At 41.3% G+C, this 23,170-nt stretch carries 20 protein-coding genes and 1 pseudogene; 2 read left to right on the top strand and 19 right to left on the bottom strand.

Going from position 1 to position 23,170, the window contains the following annotated elements:
- The 6 genes from aroB to MK482_RS04945 form a co-directional block, all read right to left on the bottom strand.
- On the bottom strand, positions 1 to 1,068 hold the full coding sequence (aroB, locus tag MK482_RS04970; RefSeq protein WP_268718144.1) for a 3-dehydroquinate synthase: 1,068 nt from the start codon (positions 1,066 to 1,068) through the stop codon (positions 1 to 3).
- Positions 1,069 to 1,086: 18 nt separating this feature from the next.
- Positions 1,087 to 1,941, bottom strand: a complete 855-nt coding sequence (locus tag MK482_RS04965) for a shikimate dehydrogenase (RefSeq protein WP_268718143.1) — start codon at positions 1,939 to 1,941, stop codon at positions 1,087 to 1,089.
- Positions 1,931 to 2,608, bottom strand: a complete 678-nt coding sequence (gene aroD, locus MK482_RS04960; RefSeq protein ID WP_004259794.1) for a type I 3-dehydroquinate dehydratase — start codon at positions 2,606 to 2,608, stop codon at positions 1,931 to 1,933. The genes MK482_RS04965 and aroD overlap by 11 nt, the downstream gene beginning before the upstream one ends.
- Entirely contained in the window at positions 2,605 to 3,768 is a 1,164-nt protein-coding gene (locus MK482_RS04955; protein ID WP_268718142.1) for a class I SAM-dependent rRNA methyltransferase, read from the bottom strand. The genes aroD and MK482_RS04955 overlap by 4 nt, the downstream gene beginning before the upstream one ends.
- A 184-nt stretch (positions 3,769 to 3,952) precedes the next feature.
- A complete protein-coding gene (locus MK482_RS04950; RefSeq protein WP_268718141.1) occupies positions 3,953 to 5,587 on the bottom strand; it encodes a hypothetical protein in 1,635 nt (544 codons plus the stop codon).
- Entirely contained in the window at positions 5,568 to 6,317 is a 750-nt protein-coding gene (locus tag MK482_RS04945) for an ABC transporter ATP-binding protein (RefSeq protein ID WP_070482008.1), read from the bottom strand. The genes MK482_RS04950 and MK482_RS04945 overlap by 20 nt, the downstream gene beginning before the upstream one ends.
- A 177-nt stretch (positions 6,318 to 6,494) precedes the next feature.
- Here MK482_RS04945 and MK482_RS04940 point away from each other — a divergent pair, with 177 nt between their 5' ends.
- Positions 6,495 to 7,949, top strand: coding sequence for an alpha-amylase (locus MK482_RS04940; protein WP_268718140.1), 1,455 nt, complete (start codon positions 6,495 to 6,497; stop codon positions 7,947 to 7,949).
- Positions 7,950 to 8,038: 89 nt separating this feature from the next.
- On the opposite strand, the gene alaS is transcribed toward MK482_RS04940, so the two are convergent.
- The 11 genes and pseudogenes from alaS to budA form a co-directional block, all read right to left on the bottom strand.
- A complete protein-coding gene (alaS, locus tag MK482_RS04935) occupies positions 8,039 to 10,657 on the bottom strand; it encodes an alanine--tRNA ligase (protein WP_268718139.1) in 2,619 nt (872 codons plus the stop codon).
- A gap of 20 nt (positions 10,658 to 10,677) precedes the next feature.
- Positions 10,678 to 11,163 (bottom strand): LURP-one-related/scramblase family protein, encoded by a 486-nt coding sequence (locus tag MK482_RS04930; RefSeq protein WP_268718138.1) that lies wholly within the window; start codon positions 11,161 to 11,163, stop codon positions 10,678 to 10,680.
- A gap of 285 nt (positions 11,164 to 11,448) precedes the next feature.
- Positions 11,449 to 11,919 (bottom strand): annotated as a pseudogene (locus MK482_RS04925) (PASTA domain-containing protein); the annotation flags it as partial.
- Between the two features lie 518 nt (positions 11,920 to 12,437).
- Entirely contained in the window at positions 12,438 to 13,343 is a 906-nt protein-coding gene (locus MK482_RS04920; RefSeq protein WP_268718137.1) for a GIY-YIG nuclease family protein, read from the bottom strand.
- A gap of 203 nt (positions 13,344 to 13,546) precedes the next feature.
- Positions 13,547 to 14,617 carry an ABC transporter substrate-binding protein gene (locus tag MK482_RS04915; protein WP_000737964.1) on the bottom strand — a complete coding sequence of 357 codons (1,071 nt, stop codon included), beginning with the start codon at positions 14,615 to 14,617 and terminating at the stop codon, positions 13,547 to 13,549.
- Positions 14,614 to 15,387: an ABC transporter permease gene (locus tag MK482_RS04910; protein ID WP_000712740.1), complete on the bottom strand. Its 774-nt coding sequence runs from the start codon at positions 15,385 to 15,387 to the stop codon at positions 14,614 to 14,616. The genes MK482_RS04915 and MK482_RS04910 overlap by 4 nt, the downstream gene beginning before the upstream one ends.
- On the bottom strand, positions 15,384 to 16,190 hold the full coding sequence (locus MK482_RS04905) for an ABC transporter permease (protein WP_227325939.1): 807 nt from the start codon (positions 16,188 to 16,190) through the stop codon (positions 15,384 to 15,386). The genes MK482_RS04910 and MK482_RS04905 overlap by 4 nt, the downstream gene beginning before the upstream one ends.
- Positions 16,171 to 17,328: an ABC transporter ATP-binding protein gene (locus MK482_RS04900; protein WP_261035785.1), complete on the bottom strand. Its 1,158-nt coding sequence runs from the start codon at positions 17,326 to 17,328 to the stop codon at positions 16,171 to 16,173. Before MK482_RS04900 ends, MK482_RS04905 begins: the two co-directional genes overlap by 20 nt.
- A 159-nt stretch (positions 17,329 to 17,487) precedes the next feature.
- Positions 17,488 to 18,393, bottom strand: a complete 906-nt coding sequence (murB, locus tag MK482_RS04895; RefSeq protein WP_070527051.1) for a UDP-N-acetylmuramate dehydrogenase — start codon at positions 18,391 to 18,393, stop codon at positions 17,488 to 17,490.
- A gap of 111 nt (positions 18,394 to 18,504) precedes the next feature.
- A complete protein-coding gene (locus tag MK482_RS04890) occupies positions 18,505 to 19,257 on the bottom strand; it encodes a YhfC family intramembrane metalloprotease (RefSeq protein WP_125393040.1) in 753 nt (250 codons plus the stop codon).
- A gap of 9 nt (positions 19,258 to 19,266) precedes the next feature.
- Complete coding sequence (budA, locus tag MK482_RS04885; RefSeq protein ID WP_084928656.1) at positions 19,267 to 19,998, bottom strand: acetolactate decarboxylase; 732 nt, start codon at positions 19,996 to 19,998, stop codon at positions 19,267 to 19,269.
- A 141-nt stretch (positions 19,999 to 20,139) separates the two neighbouring features.
- Here budA and MK482_RS04880 point away from each other — a divergent pair, with 141 nt between their 5' ends.
- Positions 20,140 to 21,411: a PLP-dependent aminotransferase family protein gene (locus MK482_RS04880; RefSeq protein WP_268718136.1), complete on the top strand. Its 1,272-nt coding sequence runs from the start codon at positions 20,140 to 20,142 to the stop codon at positions 21,409 to 21,411.
- Between the two features lie 126 nt (positions 21,412 to 21,537).
- On the opposite strand, the gene MK482_RS04875 is transcribed toward MK482_RS04880, so the two are convergent.
- Positions 21,538 to 22,353 carry an ABC transporter substrate-binding protein gene (locus tag MK482_RS04875; protein WP_203175955.1) on the bottom strand — a complete coding sequence of 272 codons (816 nt, stop codon included), beginning with the start codon at positions 22,351 to 22,353 and terminating at the stop codon, positions 21,538 to 21,540.
- 157 nt (positions 22,354 to 22,510) lie between these two features.
- Positions 22,511 to 23,164, bottom strand: coding sequence for a phosphate signaling complex protein PhoU (gene phoU / locus MK482_RS04870; RefSeq protein WP_000946458.1), 654 nt, complete (start codon positions 23,162 to 23,164; stop codon positions 22,511 to 22,513).
- Positions 23,165 to 23,170 lie beyond the last annotated feature (6 nt).

The raw sequence follows: 23,170 nt of genomic DNA, 5'->3' as shown, positions 1-23,170 counted from the left end.
TTATTTTACCAAGTAGTCTTTCATCTCTTCCAGAGAAACTGAGTGGATAGTCGCTGAACCGAGCTCTGGCACCAAGACCAATTTCAAGGTATTGCCACGCGCTTTCTTATCATGAGTCAAAGCCTGATAAAGCTTATCAACATCCCAGTTTTCATAGTCAACAGGTAGTCCAAATTTCTGACACATAGCTGTAATAGACTGGGTTATCCCTTCTGACATAAGGCCTTTTTCCTCAGCAACCTTGGAAATCTGTACCATTCCCATGGCCACAGCTTCTCCATGCATGACTTTTCCATAACCGGCCGTTGCTTCAATGGCATGACCAATAGTGTGGCCAAAATTGAGGTAAAGGCGAACACCATTGTCCAACTCATCATCAACCACCATCTTGCGCTTAACCTGGCAAGAATGTTCAATCAAGGTCTCTGCATATTCCAGTATGCTCTCTACAGAACCATCTAGCTCCGTCAAAATTTTCCACAGTTCTGGATCCTCAATCAAGCCATACTTGATAACTTCACCCATCCCTTCAATCAACTCTCTTTTTCCAAGCGTTTCAAGGACAAGCGGATCAATCAGAACCCCATCTGGTTGGGCAAAGGTACCCACCATATTTTTAGCAAATGGAGTATTAACACCTGTCTTTCCACCGATAGACGAATCAACTTGAGCAGTCAAACTGGTCGGTATCTGAACAAAATGAATGCCCCGCATATAGGTAGAGGCTACAAAACCAGCCAGGTCCCCAACGACACCGCCACCAAGAGCCACGATTCCATCGCTACGAGTCAGACCTTGCTTGACTAAAAATTCATAGACTTTCTGAACAGTGGTTAAATTCTTTCTTTCTTCCCCTTCTAAAAAGTCAAAAACTACTACCTGAAAACCAGCATCTTCTAGGCTGAGCTTGACCTTCTCTGCATAAAGAGAAGCTACATGGTTATCTGTCACAATGACTACTTTTTGTGGTTGCCAGAGTTCTCGCAACCATTGACCAGCCTGAGCCAGACAGCCTTTTTCAATCTGAATATCATAAGGATGACGAGGAATATCGATTCTGATTTTCATAGGAGAATCTCCCTTTCTTTATTGGTATTTTTCTGTTAAAGACTGCCAAATCTCTTCTGTTGGCATTTCCTTGCCTGTCCACAGTTGAAAAGCTTCTGCAGCTTGATAGAGCAACATTCCCAGACCATTGACCGCTGGATTTCCTTGACTTCTGGCCCATTTCAAAAACGGCGTTTCAAAGGGTTGGTAAATGATATCTGCTACTAGGAGAGTTTCTGGTATGACTATGTTTTCAGGAACTGGAGATGATTGACCATCCATCCCTACACTTGTCGCATTGACTAGTAAATCAGACTCAGCAATCCTTGCTTGCAGTTCAGAAACATCTTCTAAAACATACAAGTCCACCTTAAAGCCTGTCTGCTCCTGTAACTTGTCTAGGTAAGGTCTTGTTTTTTCCATAGAAACTGAACGAACAAAGACAGAAATCTGACTGACACCATCCAAAATAGCCTGTGCCAAAATTGATTTAGCCGCACCACCTGCACCCAGCAGAGTCATCTTTTTACCTGAAATTGTAAAAGAAGGCAAGCTCTTATAAAATCCCTTGCCATCTGTATTATATCCAATTAAATTGCCATTCTCATTGACAACCGTATTAACCGCACCAATTAAGCGCGCTTCATAGCTCAACTCATCCAAAAAAGGAATCACCTGCTCCTTATAGGGCATGGACAGGTTGATGCCAAACATCTGGTAGCGACGAATATTGGCCACTGTTTCTACCAAATCACCCGCTTCAATCTCCCAAGCCACGTAAGCACCATTGGTAGCTGTCGCCTCAAAGGCCCTATTATGGATGAAGGGGGAAATAGAATGCTTAATAGGATTGGCAACAACGGCAGCTAAACGTGTATAGCCATCAAGCTTCATCCAAAATCTCCCGAATTTTTTTCATGTTAGCTAAGGAAATCTGACCTGGGGCACTGGCCTCATCTAGACTAGCAAAAGACCAGCTAGAACCTGTCACATCCGCAGTGATACGAGAGACCTTGCCCACCTTGCCCATAGAAATCGTCACATATTCCTGCTCAGGATTGAGGATTTTAAAGCCTCGTGTATAGTTCATCAAGTCTAGCACATCCTGCTCCGTGTGAGCCATCACCGCAACCTTAACAAGTTTTGGATTTAAGCTCGTCAACTCTGACAAGATTTCCATCATGTTTTCAGGTGTTTCTTGGAAATTATGGTAACTCAAAACGAGATTTGGGAAGTCCAGCATTTCCTCAAAAACATCCTTGTAGCTGTAATACTCAAAATCAATATAGTCTGGTTGATAGAGTTGTGCCACTTCCTTGATTAGATGGATATATTCTTCTGGAGAAAGGTCGATTTCTCCCCCTTCAGAACGAGTTCGCAACGTGAAAACCAATTCACGGCCTGCGAATTTTTCAAAAATAGCTGGAGCCACCTGCAAAATCGCTTCTTTAGGCAGATAGTCGGCACGCCATTCAATGATGTCGGCATCCAGGTACCTCGTAGCATCCAGAGCCTGGACCTCCTCTAAACTTCTTGGCATTACTGAAACAATTAATTTCATTTACTAACCTTCATACTAATCACCTTGAGGTAATTACTACTTTCATCTTTTTTATTATAGGCAAAATCTGCTGGAAGATCGTATTTATTTAAAATCTGGTAACTTCTTCCTGCAAAGCCTTTATCAATTTGTTCTGTAAATTTCTGGCGGGATACATTGGCAGCATTGGTACTAGCAACGATAATCCCTCCAGGATTTAAAATCTCAAGACTCTGGGAAATCAACTTGTGATAATCCTTGGCCACAGAGAACGTTTGTTTTTTGTTCCGAGCAAAGCTAGGCGGATCTAAGACAATCACATCGTAAGTCAAGCCTTTTCGCTTAGCATACTTGAAATACTCAAAGACATCCATGATTATGAAACGATGGTCGTCTGTGCTGATTCCATTTGCCTGAAAATGCGCTTGAGACAATTCTCGTGAACGTTTGGCTAAATCAACAGAAGTTGTCTGGCTTGCTCCCCCCATGGCCGCAGCTACTGAAAAAGCTGCTGTATAAGAAAACATATTGAGCAAGGATTTATCCATAGCCAATCCATCCACTAAACTACCGCGAACTTCATGCTGATCTAGGAAAATCCCTGTCATCAAGCCATCATTCATAAAGACTTGATAGAGGACACCATTTTCCAAAACAGTGAAAAATTCAGGTGCTTCTTGGCCATAAATATGGGCAGATTCATAGTCCAAACCCTTAAAGCGGATCTTCTCATATACTCCTAAAACCTCAGGAAAAACCTGTCTAAAGGCTTCTGAGATAACCTTGCGAATCTGATAAACATAAGAGTTATACCAAGAAAAGACAGCGTAGTCGCCATAAAGGTCCACTGTCAGACCGCCAAAGCCATCTCCCTCTTGGTTGAAGAGACGAAAGGCAGTTGTCAATTCATCTTGATAGTAGGCACTTCTCTTTTCTTTAGCTTGTCTAAACAGCGTTTCAAAGAAAGCTTGACTGAAGGTCACCTTGTCTGTGCTCACAAACCATCCCAAGCCCTTGTTTTGCTGAGAAAGGTAGGCAGTACCAAGAAAGGTGCCTTCTTGACGATAGACTTCTACTTCCTGATCCTTGAGATGAACGTCTGTAAGGTCGCTAGCTTCTAGTAAAACTATTCCTTTAGCGAGCTTCTTTTCAACCCTTTTGCTGACTCTTACTCTATTCATAGTCACTATTATAGCAAATTTTGTGACAATTCTCAAAAAAGAAACTACCCTTGCTTTTTTACTTTCATTTTAAAAAATAGTATACTATACTAATAAAAAGTTAGAAATATTTGTATGAGAATCACAATAAAAGATGCTCTTCCGTCTTGGAGGAGCATTTCTTTTTATCAAGTAACCAACTAGCTCATCTTTTTTCTATTTCTGCCAATATGCGTGACAGGTAGTAATGATAGCCAAAAATAGCAAGACCAAGCAAGAGGATAAGAGCTCCTACTCCCAAGCTGATGGCAAGGATAGGGGAGAGAGACCGAACCAAGAATAAGCTCCCTATTACAAGGGCCATTAAGATTGCACTATAAATAAAAATCAAAACAATTGCGACTATACGATTTGAACGGTTCACCAGGTCCGTAATGTTACTCCAATTGGTTGACAAATTTTTCACGTCCTTAAGGTAATGGTGGCAAGAAAGGATGACACTGGCAAGGATCCATGCCACAAGAAGGTAAATCATCGAAAGGATGGGCAAGCCTAGATATAGAGAAAGGCCAAGTAAAGTCAGAACTGGTAAAAAGGACTGGACAGCAAATATAATCCAAAATTTCACTTTCACATAACGAGCAAAGTCAAAGGGTAAACTCTTAAGAAAATCAACATTTTCCCTCTCCAAGGACAAGGCAATTGAATGCAGGCTGGTGATATTGTTATTGACAACTGCTATAAAGAGAGCTATAAAAAACAAGAGTAACCAGTATGGAGGATGAATATCTGGAACTATCTGAGAATCTCGGATTTTGGAAATCAGACCGATCATCATGAGATAAGGAAGGAAAGCACTTGTAAAAAGCACTGTAATCACGCCAGTCCCCTGTCCCAAGAGGGTGAGGTGGTAGCGTAAAACCATACGGAAAAATCCCTTTTTAGTAGTTGAAATTCTCTCCTTACTGCGACGTTCTTTCTTGACCTTCTCCTCACTGTTAAGCAGAATCACGTCATAAAAATGAGGAAGAACCTTCTTTTTGGTCAGGTAAAGTAAGAAGACAGTTAGAGTTATCCAAGCGAGCAGACCCAGTATGGCTTCTGTCGAAAAAGGCTCCACTGCTATTTTGTAAAAGATATGAAGAGGATAAAGGAGAAATGGAATGTCTCTAACTTTGTCAACAATACTTCCAAAAGTCGACTGTAGAAAGAGGACAAATATTAAAGGTATGAGAACTCCTATCCCAATCATCACATTAGCAAAAATAGACTGATACTTTCTGAAGACCGTAGTCTGAGCCAAGAAATGTACTGCCACTACCATCACTAAAGTGACAGAGACAAATAATAAGGCCAAGGACAGCAGCATCAAAGGCAAGCCCAGCCAAATAGAAGGAGCTAGCCTAATATAGAGGACTAGAAAATAAGCTAAGATTGGTACAATTCCAGTTAGAGCTGGCAAGAGAACAGACAGTCCTTTAGCAATTATAATCTCTGATTCTTTAAAGGCATAGGGCCTATACGATACCAAATCCTTACTCTCATAAAAGACATTGTAAAATGCAGTGAAAGAAGTTGAAAAGGCAAGCACCAGTAAAATAGCAACCATGGTACTAAAAAAACTTGGCCTTTCCTCAAAAGGAAAACGAAAGGCTATATTTATAAACATGAAAAGCATCAAGAGACTGGAAAAAATGTAAGAACTTAGGACTCTAGCGGAAACATTTACTTTTTTCCCAGGATTCTTAGCTTGCTTCTTTCGTAGGTTAGCCAGATTAGCTTCTTGAGATGAATAGAGGATATTGATATCAACTAATTTTTTAATGACCTTGAGACGCATCTGAAACCTCCTCTTTTCTACCAGCAAGGCTAAGGTAGATACTTTCCAAAGACTGGTCTGGGTGGTCTTTTCTCAAGTCCTCCACACTACCACAATAAATCAAATGTCCCTTTTTCAAAATGGCAATCCGATCACAGACTTGCTCTGCCACCTCTAGGACATGGGTTGAAAACAAGACTGTCTTGCCTTTTTGCGCATGCTCCTTCATCATTTGCTTCAAATCAAAGGCAGCCTGAGGGTCCAAACCAGTCAAGGGTTCGTCCAAGACCCAAATATCAGGATCAGACAAGAGTGCTCCGATGACAAAGACTTTCTGACGCATTCCGTGAGAAAGGGTTTCAATAACCTGATAGCGGTTTTCAGCAAAATCAAAAACACTCAATAGCCTAGCTAAACTAGCTTCCAAGTCAGAGCTGCTCAGATTATAAGAAGAGGCGATTAATTCCCAAAATTCATTGGCTGTTAAACGCAAAAATAAGTCAGGCGAGTCTGCTACATAGCCAATCTTTCGTTTAATAGCCAATCGATTTTCCGATAACTCCTGACCATCTACTAAAATACGACCACTACTGGGCGAAATGATACTGACTAAGGATTTTATAGTGGTCGATTTTCCAGCACCATTATGGCCAATCAAGCCCATAATCTCCCCATTTTCAATCTGCAGATTGAGATTGCTCAAGGCCTCTTTATCACCATACAACTTACTAACATTTTGAAATTCAATCATGAGAAATCTCCTCTCTTTATCTATGTAATTTACTATAATTATAGCGCTTTCATTTTAAAAATCAACATTTTATATAAAATAGTCAAAAACTTATTATTCAGTTTTACGCAAACGTTTGAGCTAACCAATACTTTATGATAGAATAAAGAACAAGATTGACAAGTAAGAGGAAACATCATGCAAAATCAAACACTCATGCAATACTTTGAATGGTATCTGCCCCACGACGGTCAGCACTGGACGCATCTGGCTGAAGATGCTCAACACCTAGCTGATCTCGGTATCAGCCATGTATGGATGCCACCAGCTTTTAAGGCGACCAATGAAAAAGATGTAGGTTATGGGGTCTATGACTTATTCGACTTAGGAGAGTTTAACCAAAAAGAAACTGTCCGCACCAAGTATGGTTTTAAAGAAGACTATCTTCAAGCCATTCAAGCTCTAAAAGCACAGGGAATTCAACCTATGGCCGATGTGGTGCTCAACCACAAGGCTGCTGCTGATCACATGGAAGCCTTTCAGGTTATCGAAGTGGATCCGGTTGACCGTACAGTTGAACTTGGAGAACCCTTCACTATCAATGGCTGGACTAGCTTTACCTTCGATGGTCGCCAAGATACCTATAATGACTTCCACTGGCACTGGTACCACTTCACCGGTACAGACTATGATGCCAAACGCCGCAAGTCTGGGATTTATCTGATTCAAGGAGACAACAAGGGTTGGGCAAATGAGGAATTGGTCGATAATGAAAACGGTAACTACGACTACCTCATGTATGCCGACCTAGACTTTAAACATCCTGAAGTCATCCAAAATATCTATGACTGGGCTGACTGGTTCATGGAAACGACTGGTGTAGCTGGTTTCCGCTTGGATGCTGTTAAACACATTGACTCTTTCTTCATGCGCAATTTTATCCGTGATATGAAGGAAAAATACGGTGAGAATTTCTATGTTTTTGGTGAATTTTGGAATCCTGACAAGGAAGCCAATCTAGACTACCTTGAAAAAACGGAAGAACGATTCGACCTTGTTGATGTTCGTCTCCACCAGAATCTCTTTGAAGCCAGTCAAGCTGGCGCAAACTATGACCTTCGTGGTATTTTCACAGATAGCTTGGTTGAACTCAAACCTTACAAGGCTGTGACTTTTGTCGACAACCACGATACCCAACGTGGTCAGGCTCTTGAATCTACTGTTGAAGAATGGTTCAAACCAGCAGCCTATGCCCTCATTCTATTACGCCAAGATGGTCTTCCATGTGTCTTTTACGGAGACTACTATGGGATTTCAGGGCAGTATGCTCAGCAAGATTTCAAAGAAGTCCTTGACCGCCTCCTAGCTATCCGAAAAGATTTGGCTTATGGAGAACAAAATGACTACTTTGATGATCCTAACTGTATTGGTTGGGTACGCTCAGGTGCTGAAAATCAATCCCCAATAGCAGTCTTGATTTCAAATGACCAAGAAAACAGCAAATCAATGTTTGTCGGCCAAGAATGGGCTAACCAAACCTTTGTAGATTTACTCGAAAACCACCAAGGTCAAGTTACAATTGATGAGGAAGGTTATGGACAATTTCCAGTCTCAACTGCTTCGGTAAGTGTCTGGGCAGCTAATACAATCTAATTGCCAATGATTATAAAGCCAGGTCCAAACGGATTTGGCTTTTTTGCATTCACAAAAAGACCTACCCAAATGGATAGATCTTTACTTGATTACAATTTACCTGCTACTGCATCCAACAATTCTTGAATCTTAGCTTGGTTGCTTCCTCCTGCCATGGCCATGTCTGGTTTACCACCACCACGTCCATCGACGATTGGTGCCAATTCTTTGACAAGGTTTCCTGCATGAAGGTCTTTTGTCTTGCTTGCTACAAGGACATTGACTTTGTCACCGATAGCAGCAACTAGGACAAGAAGATCAGAGTAGTCTTTTTGTTTCCAGTTATCTGCAAAGGTACGAAGGGCACCTGCATCTGATACAGACACTTGACTAGCAATGTAACGGTGACTGTTGACTTCCTTCACATCCTTGAAGATGTCGCCTGCAGCTGCAGCTGCAGCTTTTTCTTTCAACTCAGCATTTTCTTTTTGAAGTTGACGAAGTTGTTCTTGAAGTCCTTCTACTTTGTGAGGAACTTCCTTAACTTGAGGTGCTTTCAAGGTTGCTGCGACAGCTTTAAGAGCATCTTCTTGTTCACGGTAGGCTTCAAAGGCTTCCTTACCAGTCACTGCCAAGATACGGCGAGTTCCTGATCCGATCCCTTCTTCTTTGACAATCTTGAAAAGACCAATTTCAGAAGTGTTGCCAACGTGGGTACCACCACAAAGCTCGATAGAGTAGTCACCGATAGTAACAACACGGACTTCTTTGCCGTATTTCTCACCAAAGAGAGCCATCGCACCCATTTCTTTAGCAGTGTCAATATCTGTTTCAACTGTCTTCACTTCAAGAGCTTCCCAGATTTTTTCGTTGACTTGCTGTTCAATCGCACGCAATTCTTCAGCAGTCACAGCTTGGAAATGCGTAAAGTCAAAGCGAAGGAATTCAACTTCGTTAAGAGAACCTGCCTGTGTTGCGTGGTTTCCAAGGATATTATGAAGGGCAGCGTGAAGCAAGTGAGTCGCAGTGTGGTTCTTCATGACACGGTGACGACGATTAGTATCAATTGCCAAGGTATATTCTTGGTTTAAGGCAAGCGGTGCAAGGACTTCAACTGTGTGAAGAGCTTGTCCGTTTGGTGCTTTTTGAACATTTGTCACAGTAGCTACAACCTTACCTGACGCATCCAAGATTTGTCCATGGTCAGCTACTTGTCCACCCATTTCAGCATAGAATGGCGTTTCCGCAAAGATAAGAGAGGCAGTTCCTTCTGACACAGCTTCTACTTCTGTATTGTCAGCCACGATAGCTACCAATTTAGAAGACAATTGTGATGCTTCATAGTTAAAGCGGCTTTCCACTGTGATGTTTTGAAGGGTTTCATTTTGCATCCCCATTGAGCCACCCTTGACAGCTGAGGCACGCGCACGTTCTTGCTGTTCTTTCATGGCTGCTTCAAAACCTTCACGGTCTACAGTCATGCCAGATTCTTCAGCGATTTCTTCAGTCAATTCAACTGGGAATCCATAAGTATCATAAAGTTTGAATACATCTGAACCAGCAATGACAGATTGACCTTTTTCTTTCAAGTCAGCTACAATGCCTTGGGCAAAGTATTGACCTGAGTGAAGGGTACGAGCAAATGACTCTTCCTCGCTCTTAACGATTTTTTCGATAAAGTCACGTTTTTCAAGCACTTCTGGGTAGTAGCTTTCCATGATTTTTCCAACGGTTGGAACGAGTTTGTAAAGGAAAGGCTCGTTGATTCCCAATTTTTGACCATGCATAGACGCACGACGGAGGAGACGACGAAGGACATAACCACGACCTTCATTTCCTGGAAGTGCACCATCACCGATGGCAAATGAAAGTGAACGGATGTGGTCAGCGATAACCTTAAAGCTCATGTTGTCGCCATCTTGGTCATAGACCTTACCAGACAATTTCTCCACTTCACGGATGATTGGCATGAAGAGATCTGTTTCAAAGTTAGTCTTAGCCCCTTGGATAACTGCCACCAAACGCTCCAAACCAGCGCCCGTATCAATGTTCTTGTGTGGCAATTCCTTGTATTCGCTACGAGGAACAGCAGGGTCTGCGTTAAATTGTGACAAAACGATGTTCCAGATTTCGATATAACGGTCGTTTTCAATATCTTCTGCAAGTAAACGAATACCGATATTTTCTGGGTCAAAAGCTTCTCCACGGTCAAAGAAAATCTCTGTATCTGGTCCAGAAGGTCCAGCACCGATTTCCCAGAAGTTATCTTCGATTGGAATCAAGTGGCTTGGATCCACTCCTACTTCAATCCAGCGGTTGTAAGAATCCTTATCTTCAGGATAGTAGGTCATATAAAGCTTTTCAGCTGGGAAGTCAAACCACTCAGGGCTTGTCAAAAGCTCATAAGCCCAAGTGATGGCTTCGTCACGGAAGTAATCCCCGATAGAGAAGTTCCCCAACATTTCAAACATAGTATGGTGACGTGCAGTCTTCCCTACGTTTTCAATGTCGTTGGTACGGATAGCCTTTTGCGCATTGGTAATACGTGGATTTTCAGGAATGATGGTCCCATCAAAGTATTTCTTAAGGGTTGCTACCCCAGAGTTGATCCACAAAAGAGTTGGATCATTTACAGGAACCAAGCTCACTGATGGTTCTACAGAGTGACCTTTGGTCGCCCAGAAATCAAGCCACATTTGGCGTACTTGTGCACTAGATAGTTGTTTCATATTGTCTCCTTATTACTTGTTTAATTTGATTGGCTTTCCAGCATTTCCACATAGTCAATAGCGACACAGAGAGAAATGACTAGGTCTGCATAAGCGTCCTCAAGGACTGTTACGTTATAAGTAGAGGTCAGATGGAAGAGTTCTTTCCTGATTTCCGCAATCAACTGATTGCGATCATCCAGTAGTTTGAAATTCAAGTCCCAGATATTGCCCTCGATACGAAGCCCCAGATTATCAAACTCATACTTATCTCGCCAGAAGGTCAACTTCTTACGAATGACAAAACTCGATCCGTCCTGAAGCTGAATCTCAAAACGAGGAAGTAGAGTCCAAATATCTTTACTAATCTCACTGACTTGGTTACCAAATGCATCATAGATAGTAAAGGTTTTGGGAATTTTAAAAAATGATCCCTCTACCTGATAGGCGATTTCTCCCCTGTCATCCTTGATAGCAAAGCGCTCGCCTCCAAGACGAAACTTTTGTTTGACAAGAAATGTTTTCATCAACACCTCCAAAAAATCAAAAGACAAGTTCATATCACGAAGGGCGAAAAACCGCGGTACCACCTTCATTCAATGAACTTGTCATTCTCTTATTCTTATGCAATTGTATGATTGAGTAGCATGACTTTCTAGCTTAGATGGCTCGCAGCACCGCCATTTCTCTGGACTAAGACAAGTGAAAATCAATTCTCAACTTTCTTATTATAACGTTTTTTTAAGCTTGCGTCAACTGGAAATAATTCTAACCAATAGTAGTGAGTTAGCTTTATAAATTAACCTCTTAATTTATCTAGATCTACTTTGTGATGTTTGATGAGCTTTAGGCTTATAAATTGAAATTTTAACTCGTGTACGTTTCAAATCAACTTCCTCTCCTACTTTCGGACTTTGATCTACTACAGTCCCCTCCGATGTACCTTCAGGAGCAGTTGAAACTTCTACTCTTTCAATATTGGCTTCTTTAATACCAACAATGTTGATTAAATTATTTTTGGTAAACTCAAAACTTGAACCTGCATAATTTGGCATTTTAGCGCTAGTTCGTTCTTTTGCAACAGTCAAAATAATATCGGATGAATCATTCAAATCATATAAAGTTCCCTCCGATAAACTCTGACGTAAAATTGTACCAGGAGAATATTCATCACTTTCTTCTTCCTCAACTTTTATATGATTCTCAGTAATTTTTCTACTCTTCAATTCTGATATAGCATCAGATTTACTTAAACCAATAAGGTTTCCAATATATACTTTTGTTGGCTGTGGTCTAGAAGAGGCAGAACTTGTTGATGAAGTTTGTTTATCTTTAGATTTATTTCCACCAAGAGAAGCTTGCTTTGTAGAACTTGTGGAGGTGGAAGATACAACACTAGAACTACTATTTAAAATAGCAGTTTTATCTTCATTATTTTTTTTGCTAGGAGTAAATAGGATGTACAATGCAGCTACTACAAACAATAAAAAAACAAGAATAAACGGAATAAAATACATCATTCTTCGTCTTTTTTCATTTTGTCTATTAATTTCTTTAACTTCTTCTAGATTGGCTATTTCTTGACTCAACATCTCTTCAAGTAGAACTAACTGTTGTTCATCTGTAGCTTGTGCCATCTGTAGTTTAATTTGATAAATTCTGTTTTCGTAGAAACGCTCCTCCTCCCTCTCACCTTGACGTTCTAATATGATATTTTGTTCTTTTAGTTCTGAAATCTCTAAATCTTTAAATAACCTATCTGAATTACCTGTTGCAAATTTCTTCGCCATTTTCTTCCCTCCTAATTTGCATTATAACCATGTTCTTTAGATTTTAATACTTTTTTCCAATATTGTTCACGTTGAAGTGCCTTTTGTTTTTCAACTTCATTCTTTGGAAAAATCTCTAATAAACTATATTGAAAATACTTTTTAATATAGTTTATTCCATATTTTTCGACTATCTCACACAATCTTTTATTCGGATAACGATTTTCTTCCATTTCGGATTTATCATAGCCTTCACTTAAGTATGTAGACCATCTTCCGTAAACTCCATTATCTCCATAAGCAGAACCTACATAGAGCTTTCCTGTCTTAACATCAGTAATAACATAGACACCATAAACAGCTGATAGATATTGTCTCCAAGAACTGTTTGCCCAATTTTTCTTTAATTCTTGATAAGAAAATGAAATATTTTCATAACCTGGAAAATGAGACGTTTGATTAAAATAGGAAATACTGTTTACAGATTCTACTACAACTGATTCAATTATTTTAGGATTAACATAAAACCATGATTGACCTGTATTAGTATGATTAACCAAAACTTTTTCTATAAACTTATCATACTCTTTTAATCGTTCAGTTAAAGCGAACTTAACATGATGGTTCCCATAGGTCACTTGCTTTATCTGACTATTCGTTTCTTTTATAAGATAGGCACCAACAAAGAGCCATTTATGATACTCCACTTCTATAAATTGAAACTGGATTTCGTTTCTACGATTTCGACTTTTTTTATCTGAACCATTACTTAAAATCCATGGTAAAAAATCTTCAGATCCACTGATATAATCATCAACAAAACTATAATCATCCCAATTCTTGTTAAATCGTAACTTAATACGATACCCTTTATACTCCGATTGTGACAATAACTCATTAAATCTGAAAATATCCTTCAAATATATCTTTTCATTCATATTTTATTTCTCTTTTATTTATATTGAAAATTTTGCATAATCTCTCTTATATCATTATACAGAAGGTCTTAATAACGGTCAAGGGCTTAAATATTTTTTTCAAAGGTTTATTGAGAATTGAATTTTTCAATTTCATACTGACACTTCCATCTGATTCAAAAAAAACGAACCAGCTTGACTGATTCGTTTCGTGACTGCTAACTCTACTTCCGATACATTTTAAACTGTAGGAAGAGGTCGCTATATTTGCCTGTCCATTTATGGTCAAATTTCTCATAAACTTCTAGGTGTTTCATAGTTTCAGCATCTGGATAGAAGGCCTTGTCTTCTTTTTTCTCCTCTGGGAGCAATTCCTTAGCTGGTAGGTTTGGTGTTGAATAGCCGACATACTCTGCATTTTTAAGAGCATTTTCAGGTTTCAACATAAAGTTGATAAAGGCATAGGCTGCATCTTGGTTTTTGACTGTTTTGGGAATCACCATATTGTCAAACCAAAGGTTGCTGGCCTCAGTCGGTACCACATAGCGTAGATTTTCATTTTTTTCTAGCATCTGGCTGGCTTCACCAGAGAAGGTCACGCCGATAGCAGCATTGTTCTGAATCATGTAGCCCTTCATCTCGTCCGCCACAATAGCCTTGATATTTGGAGTCAGTTTGTAGAGTTTGTCTACTGTCTCTTCTAACTGCTGGGTATCCTTGGAGTTGAGGCTGTAGCCAAGGGAGTTAAGTCCTAGTCCCAGCACCTCACGCGCCCCATCAAAAAGCATGATAGAGTTCTTATACTCTGGCTTCCAGAGGTCATCCCAATGCTCAGGCGCTTCATCTACCATGGTTTCATTGTAGACAATTCCCAGTGTTCCCCAGAAGTAAGGGATGGAGAATTTATTGCCTGGGTCAAAGGACTGGTTGAGGAACTCTGGTCCGATATTTTCAAGACCTTCAAGTTTTGAATAATCAAGCGGAACCAAGAGATCTTCGTCCTTCATCTTGTTAATCATGTATTCACTAGGAATGGCAATATCGTAGGTCGTTCCACCCTGCTTGATCTTGGTATACATGGCTTCATTGGAGTCAAAAGTCTCGTACTGGACTTGGATTCCTGTTTCTTCTGTGAACTGAGTCAAGAGTTCAGGATCTATATAGTCCCCCCAGTTGTAGATAACCAGTTTTTGACTATCTCGGCTATTGATTTTACTATCTAAATGCGTCGCAATTCCCCACAAGACGAGGATAATGGCTACAATTCCTGCTAAAAATGAATAGAGTTTTTTCATGCTTGCTCCTCCTTCTCACGTGAGATAAAGTAATAACCAACAACCAGGATAATACTAAAGAGAAAGACGAGGGCAGACAGGGCATTGATTTCTAAGGAAATCCCCTTGCGAGCACGAGAGTAAATCTCGACTGATAGGGTTGAAAAGCCATTTCCCGTTACAAAGAAGGTCACGGCAAAGTCATCCAGTGAATAGGTGAAGGCCATGAAATAACCTGCAATGATAGACGGAGTCAGGTAAGGAAGCATGATTTCCTTGAACATCTGAAATTGACTGGCACCAAGGTCATAGGCCGCATGAATCATATCGCCATTCATTTCCTTGAGTCGAGGTAAGACCATCAAGACCACGATAGGAATGGAGAAGGCTACGTGACTAGATAGAACAGTCAAAAAGCCAAGTGAAAACTTGAGTTGGGTAAAGAGAATCAAGAAGCTGGCACCAATCATAACATCGGGCGCAACCATGAGGATATTATTGAGTGAAAGAAAGGCTTCTTGGTATTTCTTACGAGACTGGTAGATGTAAATAGCGCCGAAAGTCCCGATAATGGTCGCTATCAAGGCTGACAGGAAGGCCAAGAAAAAGGTTTGAGTCACAATCAACATGAGACGACCATCGCCAAACATGGTTTTAAAATGGCTCAAACTAAAGCCTGTAAAGCTATTCATGTCGTTACCTGCGTTAAAGGCGTAGCCAATCAAGTAAAAAATCGGCAGGTAGAGGACAAGAAAGACCAGTCCCAGATAAAGGTTGGCAAATTTTTTCATCGTTCTCTCCTTTCCTTGGTCACCCACATGGTAATGAACATGGTCAAGATGAGAATCACACCGATGGTTGAACCCATACCGTAGTTGTCATTGGTTAGGAAGTTCTGCTCAATGGCTGTCCCCAGTGTAATAACGCGGTTCCCACCAATCAAACGGGTCAGCATGAAGAGACTCAAGCTTGGAATAAAGACCGACTGAACCCCACTTCGCACCCCATTCATAGATAGAGGGAAGATGACATGGCGGAAGGTCTCCCACTTGGTCGCACCGAGGTCATAGCTGGCATTGATGAGATTATTATCCATATCGTCCAAGACGTTGAAGATTGGCAAAATCATAAAGGGAAGCTCGATGTAGCTTGCGACAAAGATAAAGGAGAAATCGGTAAAGAGCAACTGCTGTGAACCGATCCCGATAAATTCCAAGAATTGGTTAATAGAGCCATTCTGACCAAAAATTCCGATAAAGGCATAGGCCTTGAGGAGCAAATTGATCCAAGTCGGCAGGATAATCAGCATGAGCCAGAGTTGACGGTGCTTGAGACGGGTCAAAAAGAGGGCTGTTGGATAGCTGATAAGCAAGGTCACAAAGGTCACAATTCCTGCATAGAGTACTGAGTTGAAACTCATTTTTAGGTAGGTCAAGTTTTGTGACGTAAAGTAGGACTTATAATTTTCTAAACTAAACTGGCCTTCAATGTTGAAAAAGGATTGTCCGAAAATCAAGACCAAGGGTGCCAATACAAAGAGGGCAATCCAAAGCATGTAGGGCACTACAAAGAGTTTAGAACTTGTTTTCTTCATCTCTTTCCTCCTCGATTGCATTGATCAGACCTGCTTCTTGCTCTTCGATTTCTACGTACTCCTCAATACGAGCATCGAACTCTTCTTCAGTTTCGTTGAGACGCATGATATGGATGTCTTCTGGTTCAAAGTCCAGACCGATTTCCTCACCCACAATGGCCTTGCGAGTCGAGTGGATCATCCATTCATTTCCAAGTTCGTCATAGGCGATAATTTCATAGTGCACCCCACGGAAGAGCTGGGTATCGACCTTAACTTGGAGCTTGCCTTCTTCAGGAAGGGTAATCCGCAAGTCCTCTGGACGAATCACGACCTCAACAGGTTCATTTGGCTTCATCCCACCATCGACCGCTTCGAAGCGTTTGCCGTTAAACTCAACCAAGTAGTCCTCAATCATGGTACCTGGCAAGATGTTTGACTCGCCGATAAAGGTGGCAACAAAATGGTTAATTGGCTCATCGTAGATGTCCACAGGTGTTCCTGACTGGACAATCTCGCCATCATTCATAACAAAAATCCAGTCACTCATAGCCAGGGCTTCCTCCTGATCGTGAGTGACAAAGACAAAGGTAATGCCCAAGCGTTGTTGCAGTTCACGCAGTTCGTACTGCATGTCTGTTCTTAATTTCAAGTCCAGCGCTGACAGAGGCTCGTCCAGCAAAACCACACGGGGTTGGTTGATGATGGCGCGGGCAATAGCCACACGCTGACGTTGTCCTCCAGAGAGTTTACGGATGGAACGTTTTTCGTAACCTTCCAACTGAACCATCTTTAGAACTTCCGCTACGCGTTGCTCGATTTCTTTCTTGTCAATTTTACGCAAGCGAAGTGGAAAGGCAACATTTTCAAACACATTCATATGTGGAAACAAGGCATAGGATTGGAAGACCGTATGGACATCACGCTTGTTGGTTGGAATGTCGTTGATACGAACACCGTCCAGCAAAATATCTCCAGTCGTAGCATCCAGTAAACCTGCAATAATGTTAAGGATAGTTGATTTACCTGAACCAGACGCGCCTAGAAGAGTATAGAACTTCCCTTCTTCCAACTCAAAGTTGATATCTTTGAGAACCTTGGTGTTGCTGTCTTCAAAAACTTTAGAGACGTTTTTGAATTCAATAATTGGTTTTTTCAATTGTCATTTATTCCTTCTTTTTCATAGATTAACAGATCAGGGCTCTGTCAGGCCGCTACTACCTCGTGTAGGAGATTGAACTGCCTACATTCTTCTGCACTAACGATAGGCTTTCACCCCCTTTCCATGACATAGCAGCAGCTTTTCAACTACAGCTTCCTACTTGCTTTCACCCAAGATACGAACTTCTCTCTCAAGAGTAACGCCAGAGTGTTCCTTGACTTTTTCGATAACAGACTCAATCAAGTCCTCGTAGTCTTTAGCCGTTCCGTCAGCAACATTGATCATAAATCCTGCGTGTTTTTCTGACACTTCTACGCCACCGACACGATAGCCTTTCAAGCCAGCTTCTGAAATTAATTGACCTGCAAAATGACCTACTGGACGCTTAAAGACCGAACCACAAGATGGATATTCTAAAGGTTGCTTGAGTTCACGTAGATGCGTCAAACGATCCATTTCTTGCTTGATAACCTGATGGCTTCCTGGAGCAAGGGCAAATTTAGCTGACAAGACAACTGCACCAGACTCTTGAATGGCTGAATGGCGGTACCCAAAAGCCAAATCTTTGGCAGACAGGGTCTCGATTTCTCCATCCTTGGTCAAGACCTTACAAGACTGCAAGATGTGGGCAATCTCGCCACCATAGGCACCTGCATTCATAAAGACAGCACCGCCGACGCTCCCCGGAATGCCACAAGCAAACTCAAAACCAGTCAAACTATGACGAAGGGCAATGCGTGTTGTTTCAATCAAGTTAGCTCCAGCTTCAGCTTCGATGGTATAGCCATCAACAGAAACATTATTGAGCTTGTCACACAAGATGACAAATCCACGAATTCCACCATCACGAACGATGATATTGCTGGCATTTCCAAGAACCATCCAAGGGATATTTTCTTGATTGGCAAATTTGACAACGCGAGCCAACTCAAAACGATTTCGTGGAAAGACCAGATAATCAGCCTCTCCACCTACTTTTGTATAACTATAGCTATGCAAGGGTTCTTTAAAACGGATATCAATCCCTTCTAAGATTTCAAGCATGTTTTCTTTTACTGACATGACACTCTTCCTTTTACAAAATTCATTCCATTATACCATTTTTAAGACCATTTGACGACCCTAAAAAAATCTTGAGCTTATTTTAAACAAAAAAAGAGGTTTCCCCTCTTTTTATGATTTTTTGCAAAAGATAGCCTTTGTTCCATAGGCAACCAGAACGAGCTCAAGTGCTAAGAACACTTCCACAAAAACTGGATTGGTCAGCCAGCCAACTTGGGCAAGAGATGGTGCCAGGTCAAAGAAGGCATGTAGGCCATAGGCTGCTAGGAGATAAATCCATTTCTTCTGGCGAACAGCTTGGTAAACCCAAACAGTCAAGAGTAATTGGAAACCTAGGGCCAAGATTCGCTCAAAAGCAAGCAAATAAATCTGCCAGACTGATAGTGACTGAATAGTTTTCAACATATTTTCAGACAGCAATTGCATGACCTGTGGATTCTGAGTTTGAACTGCTGAGAGAACGATGTAGAGATTAATCAAACTAGTAAGACCTAGGAAAATCAACTCCAAACCACCATGACCTAACCCATAAGCCAAGGCATCTGCCTTTTCCAAACTTCTTTTTTTCTCCAACCATTTGAAGAAAACAAGGCGAGCTGTTTCCTCAAAAAATGCTGCCATGGCTAGGCCATAGATGATATAGACAAGCGGATGGTCTCGCAAGAGGGCAATACTACCGTCTTTTTGAGGATGTAAAACCAAGATATGCACCAGTTTTTCTAAAATCTGTGAAGAGACAAAGAAGGCAACAGCCCCCAAGCCCAAGACAGCTAGATTAATCTGGTGTTTCTTTTTGGCATACCAAATGCTTCCTATCAAGAAAGCCAGCAACAACACCATGGTAATGATAATATGAATGGTCATTTTCTTCTCCTATTCAGCCTTTTCAATATCTTTTTTCATCTCGTCAACATTGAACTTAGCAAACAAGTATTGACGGTCTTGGACTGGGAAACGTTGGTCCAACTGGTCAACAGCTCCCACCTCAACAATACCTTCCTTGATAACAAAGTTCATGACATGTCCACCGAAAGTCAAATCATCTGATATGAAGTGCAGATGGTAGCCTGCCACACTGACCCCATGGAAAATCTCAGGCGTCCAGAAACCAACAATGGTCCCCGCCACATTGTCACGACTATATTCCGGTTGATGGGTTGCGACATCAGCAAACTTGGTATCTGGTGTCGACTTGGGAATCATGCGCACATGCATATGCGAAAATTCCCCACGAATCTTGATAGAGCGGAAAAGATTTTCCCCATCATAATAAGACTCGATTCGCTCTTCCAATTCCTTGTCTGTCATCTCAAAGCGCTGACGGAAAATGACCTCTGCCTGATGTGGTACTACTGCAGCGTAAGGAATAAGGGCATCTGGTGACACTTCTACAATTTCCGGTTGTTCTCCTGAGCCTTTGGCTTGATAAGCCTTGCCATCCAAGACAATCAATTCTCCATCAATGGAATCCAAGGTTCCCAAACCAAGGTCACCATGCTCCAGCAATTCTCCTACTGTCATGGTACCACCATAAAGGCCTGCCATCAAAGCTCCAAGGGTATTGTATTGAAATAATTTCACTGGTTCCTGCACGTTCTTATCCATTCACTTTCTTGTCTGTTATACTATAAATCTTACTCCTAAGTATACCACATTTGCCCCTAGATGTGAACGATATAAACACTCTAGACATTGCCAAGAAGGAAAAAAAAAGGTACAATGTAACAAAATCAAGGGAGGTCTGGAATGAAGAAACAAAGCAAGTACCAAGAGGTCGTATCTTATCTGAAAAATAGTATCGAGTCTGGACGCTTTCCGACGGGAAGCCGCCTGCCTTCTATCCGTCAACTGAGCCTTGACTTTCACTGTAGCAAGGACACTATTCAACGAGCCCTGCTGGAATTACGGCACGAGCAATACCTCTATGCCAAGCCCCAGAGTGGCTACTATGTCCTAGAACAAGGGCAACATCAAGACCTAGAAATCGAGGTTACCGACGAACATGCCAGCGCCTATGACGATTTCCGACTCTGTATCAATGAAACCTTGATTGGCCGGGAAAACTACCTCTTCAACTACTATGACAACCAAGAAGGTTTAGAAGATCTAAGACAGTCCATTCATAAACTACTCTTTGACCAAGCCCTCTACTGCAAGGCTGACCAACTGGTACTGACTTCTGGCACCCAACAAGCCTTGTTTATCCTCTCTCAAATTTCCTTCCCTAGCCAAGCAAAGGAAATCTTGGTGGAACAGCCGACCTACCATCGGATGAATCGTCTCTTGATTGCTCAGGGCTTGGACTATCAAACGATTGAACGAGGCATTGATGGGATTGACTTGGAGGAGCTGGAAGGTCACTTCAAAACAGGAAAAATTAAGTTTTTCTATACAATTCCTCGTTTTCACTATCCTCTGGGGCATTCCTATTCAGAGCAGGACAAACGGACTATTCTTGACTTAGCTGCCAAGTATGGTGTCTATATCGTAGAGGACGACTATCTGGGGGATTTGGACTCTAAAAAGGGCCAGACCTTCCACTATCTAGATACAGAGGAGCGCGTCATTTACATAAAGTCCTTCTCAACCAGCCTCTTTCCAGCCCTGCGGATAACAGCACTCATCCTTCCAAATGCTATCAAAGAAGCCTTTGTGGCCTATAAAAATATCCTAGACTACGACAGCAACCTTATCATGCAAAAGGCCCTGTCACTCTATATTGACAGTCAACTGTTTGAGAAAAACCGTCTAGCTCGCTTGTCCAATCAGGAAGACTACCAAAAACAAATCGAGGAAAGACTAGCTAACACTCCTTGTCCCCTTCCTCATTATCCCCTACACGATGGTTTATTGCTCGATCTCAGACAGTATCCTAAAATCGCCAGCCTCAAACACAGTCAGCTGGGCTTAGACTTCTTTGAAGAGGCCTATTTAAGCACCTGTCCTTATCAATTTGCCAAGGTGTCCTTAGACAATCTGGAAAATGTTTTAGACTATTTAAAAGCAGAATTGGATTGACTTCCAACTCTGCTTTTTTCTTATACTCTTCGAAAATCAAATTCAAACCACGTCAGCGTCGCCTTACCGTACTCAAGTACAGCTTGCGGCTAGCTTCCTAGTTTGCTCTTTGATTTTCATTGAGTATTATTCTTCAACTTCTGTTAGGCTTGCCGCTTTTTCAAGATATTTTTGGTAGGTACCGTCATCCTTGAGTTTTTGGATGACCTTGTCCACCACTTCTTTTAAATCAGCACTATTTTTTCTAAGGGCAACTGCATTAGCTTCGCCGTCCTTCATCTTCAAGCTGACAGTTGCGACAGCTAAGTCGGCGTTTTTAGCAGCATAGCTAAGGGCAACAGGCTCATCCATGTGAACAGCATCTACTTTTCCAGCCTGCAATTCATTGACAGCTTCACCCATATTGGTTAGGGAAGTCAATTGAGCTTTTGGCAATTGTTCCTTGACCATAGCTTCTGGAACAGTCCCTTTTTGGGCTGCAATATTAGCACTTTCAAGGCTAGTTAAATCCTTGTATTTTTCTACATCAGACTTACGAACCAAGAAACTAATCTTGTTTTCATAGTAAGGGATTGAAAAATCAAAGACTTCTTTTCTCTCATCAGTAGCACTAATTCCTGCAACTGCTAGGTCAGCCTTCCCAGTTTGAAGACTGGTCAAAACATTGTCAAAACTCATGCTTGAGATTTCCAATTTCACCCCAAGTTCATCAGCGATAGCTTGGGCCATATCAATATCCGCACCGACTACCTGATTTTTCCCGTCAACTAAGGATTGGAATTCAAAAGGTGCATAGTCAGGACTAGTCGCCACAACTAATTTCCCCTTTTGCTTAATGGCCTCAACAGCTGACTGAGAACCATTAGAACCCGACTGGCAAGCCACTAAGAAGAAACTTGCAAGAAAGCTACATAAAACAAATATCCATTTTTTCGATTTCATAAATAAACGACCTCTCTGTTAATTTTGTATAATTATAACTCTATCCAAGTTGCTTGTCAAGTGTTTTTTTGAATTTTTATCTTAAAAATATTTTTTTCATTCAAAAAAGGAGCTATCTATTGATTTCAAGCTCCTTTTTATACAGAATGACTCTATTTTATAGTTCGACAATCTTACCTGTTTCAAAGTAAACAACCCATTCACAGATATTCTTGGCATAGTCTCCAATACGTTCCAAGAAGGCAATCACTTGGAAATAATCACGACCTGTAACAATGGCATCAGGATTTTTCTTGATTTCTTCTGTAGCCAAGTCACGAATGCTATCAAAGTAATGGTTGATTTTTTCATCCATTGCTGCTACTTCATAGGCCTGATCTACTGAACCATTGAGATAGAGTTCAAGGGCTGCTTCGACGAAGTTCTTGACATCGCGACCCATTCTCTTTATTTCTTCTTCAACAGCTGGGATGCGTTGCTCCCCCTTCATACGAATTGCCGCCTTGGCAATGGAAACGGCATGGTCACCCATACGTTCCAAGTCAGATACAGCCTTCAAGACTGTCAAAACAGTACGCAAGTCCTGAGAAACGGGTTGTTGAAGGGCAATCATTTCAAATGATTTCTTTTCCAATTTCACTTCGTATTCGTTCACTTCTGCATCGTCTTCGATGACTTCCTTGGCCAAATCACGGTCATGCGTAACAAAGGCACGCACTGTCCGATTGATTTGGGATAGCACTTCTTGTCCCATTGCATAGAACTGGTTGTGCAATTTCTCCAAATCTTCTTCAAATTGAGAACGTAACATCATTTA

It is taken from the genome of Streptococcus mitis (assembly GCF_026782865.1).
Classification (GTDB): Bacteria; Bacillota; Bacilli; order Lactobacillales; family Streptococcaceae; genus Streptococcus; species Streptococcus mitis_CG.
This window is presented reverse-complemented; position numbering and strand designations above follow the sequence as displayed.

Bases quoted from the DNA above. Each gene is read 5' to 3' on its own strand.
- MK482_RS04955 (WP_268718142.1), bottom strand. From the start codon at position 3,768: ATGAATAGAGTAAGAGTCAGCAAAAGGGTTGAAAAGAAGCTCGCTAAA.
- murB (WP_070527051.1), bottom strand. From the start codon at position 18,393: ATGTCAGTAAAAGAAAACATGCTTGAAATCTTAGAAGGGATTGATATC.
- phoU (WP_000946458.1), bottom strand. From the start codon at position 23,164: ATGTTACGTTCTCAATTTGAAGAAGATTTGGAGAAATTGCACAACCAG.
- MK482_RS04965 (WP_268718143.1), bottom strand. From the start codon at position 1,941: ATGAAGCTTGATGGCTATACACGTTTAGCTGCCGTTGTTGCCAATCCT.
- aroB (WP_268718144.1), bottom strand. From the start codon at position 1,068: ATGAAAATCAGAATCGATATTCCTCGTCATCCTTATGATATTCAGATT.
- MK482_RS04905 (WP_227325939.1), bottom strand. From the start codon at position 16,190: ATGAAGAAAACAAGTTCTAAACTCTTTGTAGTGCCCTACATGCTTTGG.
- MK482_RS04930 (WP_268718138.1), bottom strand. From the start codon at position 11,163: ATGAAAACATTTCTTGTCAAACAAAAGTTTCGTCTTGGAGGCGAGCGC.
- MK482_RS04880 (WP_268718136.1), top strand. From the start codon at position 20,140: ATGAAGAAACAAAGCAAGTACCAAGAGGTCGTATCTTATCTGAAAAAT.
- MK482_RS04950 (WP_268718141.1), bottom strand. From the start codon at position 5,587: ATGCGTCTCAAGGTCATTAAAAAATTAGTTGATATCAATATCCTCTAT.
- MK482_RS04875 (WP_203175955.1), bottom strand. From the start codon at position 22,353: ATGAAATCGAAAAAATGGATATTTGTTTTATGTAGCTTTCTTGCAAGT.
- budA (WP_084928656.1), bottom strand. From the start codon at position 19,998: ATGGATAAGAACGTGCAGGAACCAGTGAAATTATTTCAATACAATACC.
- MK482_RS04890 (WP_125393040.1), bottom strand. From the start codon at position 19,257: ATGACCATTCATATTATCATTACCATGGTGTTGTTGCTGGCTTTCTTG.
- aroD (WP_004259794.1), bottom strand. From the start codon at position 2,608: ATGAAATTAATTGTTTCAGTAATGCCAAGAAGTTTAGAGGAGGTCCAG.
- MK482_RS04910 (WP_000712740.1), bottom strand. From the start codon at position 15,387: ATGAAAAAATTTGCCAACCTTTATCTGGGACTGGTCTTTCTTGTCCTC.
- MK482_RS04940 (WP_268718140.1), top strand. From the start codon at position 6,495: ATGCAAAATCAAACACTCATGCAATACTTTGAATGGTATCTGCCCCAC.
- alaS (WP_268718139.1), bottom strand. From the start codon at position 10,657: ATGAAACAACTATCTAGTGCACAAGTACGCCAAATGTGGCTTGATTTC.
- MK482_RS04915 (WP_000737964.1), bottom strand. From the start codon at position 14,617: ATGAAAAAACTCTATTCATTTTTAGCAGGAATTGTAGCCATTATCCTC.
- MK482_RS04920 (WP_268718137.1), bottom strand. From the start codon at position 13,343: ATGAATGAAAAGATATATTTGAAGGATATTTTCAGATTTAATGAGTTA.
- MK482_RS04945 (WP_070482008.1), bottom strand. From the start codon at position 6,317: ATGATTGAATTTCAAAATGTTAGTAAGTTGTATGGTGATAAAGAGGCC.